The organism is Novosphingobium sp. CCH12-A3 (assembly GCF_001556015.1).
Classification (GTDB): domain Bacteria; phylum Pseudomonadota; class Alphaproteobacteria; order Sphingomonadales; family Sphingomonadaceae; genus Novosphingobium; species Novosphingobium subterraneum.
The window spans coordinates 1-6,841 of record NZ_LSIA01000276.1 but is presented as its reverse complement, the minus strand read 5'-3'; the positions used below and the strand labels follow the sequence as shown (position 1 = coordinate 6,841).

Sequence of the window (6,841 nt, the reverse complement as noted above, 5' to 3'; positions counted from 1 at the left end):
GCAAGATCGTGCGCGAGATGCAGGGCCGCCGTCCAGGCGATCCCGCCGCGCTGATCTCCGACAACAGCCGCATCAAAGCCACGCTGCCGTGGGTCCCGCGCTATGATCATCTGGACACTATCGTCACCCACGCCCTGGCCTGGGAGCGGAAGCTGGACGAGATTTGCGGCCAACCATCGGCTCGAGGCCCCAGCACGAGCAGCCATTCGACGTAATCCCCGCAATCCGTTAACATGGATTTTACATCGAGCCCCGTTCCCCCTTTTGGGCATTTCTGTTAACCATACTGAATGGCCACACGTCTCGAAATCCCCGTTTCCCGCGACGATGACCGCTGGTCCGATGATCTCGCCGGTCTTTCGGCCAAACAGTGCGAGGTTCTCGACCTCCTGCTCGAGCACAAGAGCAACAAGGAAATCGCGAAAGCCCTCGGCATTTCACCATCGGCCGTGGACCAACGCCTTGCTGCTGCCCGCCTGCGCCTCGGCACGACCCGGCGCGGCGACACCGCACGTGTCTATGCGCAGCTCAAACTGACCTGTGTGAATTCCACAGGTGGCTTTGCACAGGTCGCCAGCGACACACCAATCGCGGATGAAGGTGGCGAGGACGAGACGGAGCGGTTGCTCATGTTCGAGGACATCGGCCTCTTCCCCGGTCCTGCCCAGGGAGGAGCGTCACCATGGCCCGAGCCGCAAGCGCAACGCCTTGCCCTTCGGGACCTTGCAGTTCCGACGAGCCCTCTGGTGCGCTTAGGCCTGATCATAGTCTTTGCACTGCTTATTGTGGTGGTAGCCCTGATCGGCATGAGCGTAACCCAGAGCGTCGTAGCGCTCCTCGGATAGTAAAAGGCCTCGTATGTCCACACGCTTGCGCCGCTACCAAAGCGGCAGGGGATTTGCGATGACCATGACCAAGACCGTTGCCGCCGCGCGGCTCGCCCGCGAAGTTCCGACTGCTGAACTGGCAATCGACCAGGCACTCCAGGCAACCACTGCCGTGCTCCAGACCTTGCTTGCCGCACGCACCGGCGGGGATGTACCCGCCCACGCCGGGCAGATCGCGATCGCAAAGCTTATCCAAAGCCAGCAGGCCCTGGTCAGCGCCAGCAGCGACTTTCTGCGCGTCCATCGCGAGCTTTCCGCCCTCGGTCGCGAAATGATGGCTGCGGACTATGGCGAATGCCCCCCGATCAAAGGGGCCATCGACACTGGCCGCAACGAGGCCATGGCCGCCTGATCGCCCTTGACCTGCAAAAGCAGACAGGCACTGTGCGCTACGCTTTGCAGATTCTCATACTGACACTGATTACGGTCTACGCTTGGCGCCGTGCCGGCCAGACCGAAAAGCGAGGCGCGCTGGTCATGGCCTGCCTTCTGCTCGCATCGCCGCTCTACGCCGCTCTCGGCGCGAAGCCTATGCGCTTCGAGCAGATGGATATGGGTCATCTCGTGATCGACGGGTTGGTCTTGATAGCCATGACCGCCCTCGCCTTGGTGTCCGGAAAATGGTGGCCACTATGGTTCGCAGGCGCACAGCTCATTGCTTTCCTTTCGCATTTCGTGCGCTTGCTCGCAACAAGCTACGCGCCCTTTGCCTACGCCTTGATGATGCGTGCGCCGTCCTGGATCCAACTGGCCATCCTCGCCATTGGTACATGGTTTGCAGTGCGCGACCGAAGAGTCACTGGTGCAACCGCATTCTGAGCGGCAGGCTCACATTCGCACGTCCCCTCGACATCCGTACCAGCCTTGCGCAAAAACCGCTTCTATATCTGCGATCACTGCGTGAGAAGGCTGGAAACCGATCGCGCGAACAGTCTGCATCTGCACGCAGGACAGACGCTTGGAGCTCCGTACCAGATGCTGGCATCTCGCCCGTTCTTGCCAGCTTCCTCAAACAAAGGCTCGGCACCGCACCTCTCGAACAAATGCTTGTCCTGTTCTTCGGCACAGACGGGACCTGCCTCGGGATCGATGTGACCGCATCGGGGAACCGGTCCCGCGTTGCCATCCAGCCAAAACGATTGCTGCACCAAGCCCGAAAGCTTCACGCCAACAAGATTGTCATGGCCCACAATCATCCAAATGGCTCTGCTCGTCCCAGCGCGGCAGATATCGGCGCAACAGCGCTTCTGCATCAGATGGCGGTCAAGCAAGGACTTCATCTTGCTGAGCACTTTATTGTCGGATCCGAAGGAATCTTCAGCATGCGGCGAGCGAGGTTGCTCCCATGATAGAGCTCGCCTCGACCATGGCCCTTGCTTCTCTCGCGCAAGGCGCCGACCAGCGATGCGAAGCCTCATTGATCTGGGTGGCCACTGCGGAGTTGAACATGCGCCAGCAGCTTGCCGCCTTGTTCGCCAATGTCGATCTTCATTGCGACCCCACTTTCGACATCCTTCTCGAGGTCTATGTCGGGCTCAGATCAGGCAAGCTTCGCACCCCGGGGGCCATCGCAAACACTACCGGCGTGCCGGGCTCGTCGATCACCAGGTGGATCAAGTTCCTCGAACAGCGCGGGTTTCTGCAACGGCACAAGGACGAAATTGACGGGCGTCGGATCTTCCTCACCCTGACCGCGGATGCCCATGCACTCGTCGAGCAAGCACTCGCGACTATTGCATCGTCCCGCCCTCCTGCAGAAGCCGCGCAAACACCGACGCCAAGCCTGTTCTTCTCGCGATGACGAGGCCGCGTGCACTGTGCCAACCGACCGCGTTTGCGCGGCCCAGCCATAGCTGCAGGCTGCGCCAATCTTGTCGCCATCCCTCGCCAATCGGGCGACGTCAAGCCTAACCTCGATTGCAGGGGGAGGCGCGCCTTGGTGCCACTTGCCTGAGAGAGCCCCGGTCGCACGCTCACGCCAGCTTGTTTTCGATCAGCTGAAATACCGGCGCATGCCCGCAGCCGCTCTATCGCTGATCACGACCCATTGACGGCGCTTATCGTGTGGGTCCTGCGTCCTTTCGATCAGACCTAGATTTACAAGGTATCCAAGCCAGCGCAGCGCCGTGGACTGCGCAATGCCGGCCTCCAATCCCATGGTCGAGGACGACACGCGCTTACGATCCAGCCGTGCCGCATACAGCTCAAGCAGAAGATCCCAAGCTGGGTCGGAAAAGAGGTCGCGCGAGATACCCAGGAACTTGTGCCGCTTGCTCCGGCGAACCTGTTCGTCTCGAACTCTTGCAAGGAGCCGCTCATCACTCGCTCCCCCACCCGCAAGTGCGAGCTCGCGTCCTTCGGGATCTTCATCGGACAAGCGCAACAGCATCTGCGCAATTCCCGCGACCGTCCGGCGATCAAGCTGCTCCATTCCGCCGCCCCCTGCTTAGTCTACGCATCAATACTAAGCCCCATTCCCAAGCATTACTCCATAAGAATTCTTTTCCGTCAAGGACCTCGCGAGTTCTGTCGCGATTTATGCGCCCGTTTCTTTTGCGGGCTTCGGCATAAATCTGCGCCTCAGGCGAAAAGCGAGGACGCTACGTCAAATTCTCTGGCGCATCATGTTGAAGCCGCAGGAGAATCCCTCACTCCCTGTGATGTAAGAAGTTTCCTGGTTCTTAGTATATAATTTGAATGGGCGAACCGAACTCGCATGTTCATTCTATCGGAGTAAATACCGTCTCCGCCCTGTCGCCCCTATCCTTGCACGGATTGTTGTCGGCGTTGGAGGGACCCCTTTTGCCCAACAGCAACGCCGGCAAACATTCACCCGTCGTCCAACCGGCAACTCAACTTTGAGGCTCCAAAACCATGCGCGGCAATATGCACTTTAGAGCTAAGAGCTGTTCCGGATTTACGCCATTTTCACCAAAATATTCCAATTCGGGTACATTGACGCTAGTAGTTCCAAATTGGCAGCGTCTAGACTGGCCGCGGGCCAATTGAGGGTCATGTTTAATGTTGTCCGAAGCATTCGCCAAGTTGCAGGAAGCTCTTGATATCATTGACTCGCACGGCGCATACCTGCCGGGCATCCACGTTGCATCGGCCCTGGAAGCGCTGGCCGACCTAATTGAAAACGATTCTCTTATGTCGGCCGAAGGCCAGACCGACTGACCGCCATCTCGAAGCGCTCGATTGCCCGCGTTGTTTAGCTAAAGACTACACTTCATCCCGAACGCAGAACCGAATCTAACATATCGGCCTCATCATGAGCGGCGACTACAGCTTCCTTTCGCTAGCCCTCTTACCCACCTCTTTGAGCGTTTTCCACCGCCCTTGAATCGCGAAGGATTCCCGCGGCATTGGATTCTGGTTCATCCTTCTTGCTTGTTTGGAGGCCAGCCTGGATGGCTCTAGATTTATCTCAAGATCTGCGTGACCGGGCCGTTGCGGCGACACACAGGGGTATGAGTTGCTGAGCGGCAGCGGCTCGTTTTGGGGTTGGCATTGCCACGGCAGTTCGCTGGCGGCACATGTCCCGCGAGCATGGCCGTGCGATTGCAGGCAAGCTTGGGTGGTGATCAGCGCTCGCCGAAAACCGATAGTCACGCGGACCGTATCGCGGCGCTGCTGGCGGAGAACGGGGACGTCACGCTGGTATAGGTCCAGTCGGACCCTAGCCGCGCAAGGCCTTCACATCGGGATCGGGACACTCTGGCGTTCTTTGATCTGCCGGGAGATCACACGCAAAAACGGGGCACGCGATCAAGCAAGACCGCCCCGACATCCTCAGCCAGAGCCGGGCTTGATCCAACGGTAAGCTTAATCTGGATTCCGAGCGGCTCGCGTTTATCCACGAGACCTGGACCGCCACCAACATGACCCACAGTCACGAGCGGTGCGCCAAGGGAATGGGGTTCCCTCCCGGCCATCGCAAGACCGTAGCACTGGTCGCGGGCCTGCACATGACCGGCATGATTGCGCCGATGGCGCTCGATGGCCCGATCAATGACGAGTGGTTCGAGGCCTATGTTACGCAAGTCCTTATATCGGAAATGCCGCTCGGCGACGTGGTGATCGTGGACAACCTGTCGAGCCATAAGCGCGCATCGGTGCAGTGCTCTTTGAAGCGGCCGGTGCATAGCTGAGCTTCCTGCCACCATGCAGCCCCGACTTTAATCCCATCGAGAAGGCGTTCTCGCGGCTTCAGGCCATGCTCTGCAGGGTTGGTGAGCGAACCGTCTCTTCCCTCTGGGGCCACAGCGGAATGATGGTCGACATCTTCAAACCCGATGAAAACGCCAATTACTTCAGCCCGGATATGATCCAACATAATCGGAAAACGCGCTAGCTTGCGACCCAAACGTCATGGCCTTGCACTCAACAAGAGACTGTCTGGAAAGGAGCCAGACAGACCGTCAATGAAGGAGCGCCCAGAACCCTTGTCGGGATCTATTCGTTAGCCGCCTCAGGGAGGAAATAGCGGGCAACTCTCAAAATGCCTTCGTCGCCGATCGTGACTCCGCGTTCAATCGAATCCGGTTCAGGATCGCTTACACCGCAAGCCGCACCGATGCCTTTGGTCGCAACTACCAAGACCAGCCGCTCACTTTCCAGGGCAAGGAGGTAGCGCCTCGCAATATCTGGAGAGAGGACCAGATCCTTCGCGAGCCCATGCACCGTGACTACACGACCCTGCAAGGTATCGACCAAAATTCGCAGCAACATGCGCCAGGCGTCATTGGTGAGCGGCATGGAGACGCTGAGGTCAGCTAACCGCTCGAGCGATGCAAGCTCACGCCTGGCACGACTGAGCAGTAACCTGCCGTGGGGATAGGAACTTAGAAGCTGCCGTGATCGCGACGCGCCGTCATGCCTCCTGAATTGCGTTATATTGCCCCCGCTGGAACTCAAGGCCCCCTCCAAGCGTCCTAACTCACACCCTGAACGATTGTTAACGATCTGTTCGGCCGCGTCAATCGCACTTCCTGCCTAGTGCTTGAAATCAGACGAGAATGGGCAGTCCGCCTACCAATTCGACACTCCCCTTTGGCCTTGGGGCATATATCTATGGCAGCTATCAGAACAGGGGCGGCACCCACAGCCTCATTCTGTCTACGATGCGCAACTATCTGCCTTCGGACCCAGGGCAGCGCTTGCGATCAGCTACCCACATCCGCACCCATTCGATGGCCTCGGCAAGCCCTGCCGGGCTGTCCTGACCAGTTGCACCTGCCGACACCATGCCTCGCACATCTTCCTGGGTGCATGGACCATATCGATCAAGGACCTCCTCGATCGCGGTCACCGTACCGGATCCCGCAGCGTAGCTCTCGAAAGCAGCCTCTAGGTCTCGCTCAAACGCCTCCATGACGGTCGCGCCGGGCGAGGTGGAGCGCCTCTGCATGGGGGCCTGTACAACTTCTTCCGATTTTTCCTCTTCCTCGCCGTCCGTCACCGTCAGACGGATGTCGGGCGACCCAATGTTTTCAGGAACTCTCGGCATTGGCACCTGACCGCCAGGTGCAATGCAAGTTTCGCGGTATTGGTCAATTTCATCGGTTCGCCGCTGATTGGCCGTGTCAGGTTCGCACACGAGGGAGCGGCGTTGCCTTTGGTGACCGGCATTAGCCATTGCCTGGCGATCTGCCCTGCGCTTTCGGATTGCGACGAGCAGGACAAGCGCGGCCAGGACCGACATGAAAATGAAACTGGCCAAATGCTCAGAAACTTCTACCGCCATGCAACTTGCCCCTGTGGTGCCCGCGGAGCAGCAAAGATGGCAAGTTCTAAGAACGTCAAGGCCCATGGAGCTTTTTTCATAAAGGGCCTGACATGTGCTTGGCAGACGCTCGCACAGCACCTTGCCACCAGTGCGGTGATGCCCGCTTTAGGTCGCGTCCGTCAATGTGGTGTAAAATCGGGTGTGGCCATTGGGCTGCATTTTC

Annotated in this window: 9 protein-coding genes and 2 pseudogenes; 8 read left to right on the top strand and 3 right to left on the bottom strand. The window is 58.8% G+C overall.

Annotated features, from left to right (window positions below; translation table 11 throughout):
* From AX703_RS22135 to AX703_RS22110, 6 genes and pseudogenes are all read left to right on the top strand, one after another.
* Positions 1-215, top strand: a pseudogene (locus tag AX703_RS22135) (hypothetical protein); the annotation flags it as partial.
* Positions 216-290: 75 nt separating this feature from the next.
* Positions 291-845: a helix-turn-helix transcriptional regulator gene (locus AX703_RS22130; RefSeq protein ID WP_052242745.1), complete on the top strand. Its 555-nt coding sequence runs from the start codon at positions 291-293 to the stop codon at positions 843-845.
* A gap of 58 nt (positions 846-903) precedes the next feature.
* Positions 904-1,239 (top strand): hypothetical protein, encoded by a 336-nt coding sequence (locus AX703_RS22125; protein ID WP_039338297.1) that lies wholly within the window; start codon positions 904-906, stop codon positions 1,237-1,239.
* A gap of 32 nt (positions 1,240-1,271) precedes the next feature.
* Positions 1,272-1,706: a hypothetical protein gene (locus AX703_RS28080; protein ID WP_062347313.1), complete on the top strand. Its 435-nt coding sequence runs from the start codon at positions 1,272-1,274 to the stop codon at positions 1,704-1,706.
* Positions 1,658-2,236 (top strand): JAB domain-containing protein, encoded by a 579-nt coding sequence (locus AX703_RS28735; protein WP_197423805.1) that lies wholly within the window; start codon positions 1,658-1,660, stop codon positions 2,234-2,236. The genes AX703_RS28080 and AX703_RS28735 overlap by 49 nt, the downstream gene beginning before the upstream one ends.
* Entirely contained in the window at positions 2,233-2,688 is a 456-nt protein-coding gene (locus AX703_RS22110) for a MarR family transcriptional regulator (protein WP_062347309.1), read from the top strand. The genes AX703_RS28735 and AX703_RS22110 overlap by 4 nt, the downstream gene beginning before the upstream one ends.
* 192 nt (positions 2,689-2,880) lie before the next feature.
* On the opposite strand, the gene AX703_RS22105 is transcribed toward AX703_RS22110, so the two are convergent.
* Positions 2,881-3,318, bottom strand: coding sequence for a helix-turn-helix domain-containing protein (locus tag AX703_RS22105; RefSeq protein ID WP_052242744.1), 438 nt, complete (start codon positions 3,316-3,318; stop codon positions 2,881-2,883).
* A gap of 590 nt (positions 3,319-3,908) precedes the next feature.
* On the opposite strand from AX703_RS22105, the gene AX703_RS27600 reads away from it, so the two are divergent.
* Positions 3,909-4,067, top strand: a complete 159-nt coding sequence (locus tag AX703_RS27600) for a hypothetical protein (RefSeq protein ID WP_156452179.1) — start codon at positions 3,909-3,911, stop codon at positions 4,065-4,067.
* A 233-nt stretch (positions 4,068-4,300) separates the two neighbouring features.
* Positions 4,301-5,244: pseudogene (locus tag AX703_RS28565) on the top strand (IS630 family transposase).
* Between the two features lie 101 nt (positions 5,245-5,345).
* Here the strand turns inward: AX703_RS28565 and AX703_RS27590 are convergent.
* Entirely contained in the window at positions 5,346-5,648 is a 303-nt protein-coding gene (locus AX703_RS27590; protein WP_156452178.1) for a hypothetical protein, read from the bottom strand.
* A 373-nt stretch (positions 5,649-6,021) separates the two neighbouring features.
* Positions 6,022-6,636: a hypothetical protein gene (locus AX703_RS22090; protein ID WP_062347305.1), complete on the bottom strand. Its 615-nt coding sequence runs from the start codon at positions 6,634-6,636 to the stop codon at positions 6,022-6,024.
* Positions 6,637-6,841 lie beyond the last annotated feature (205 nt).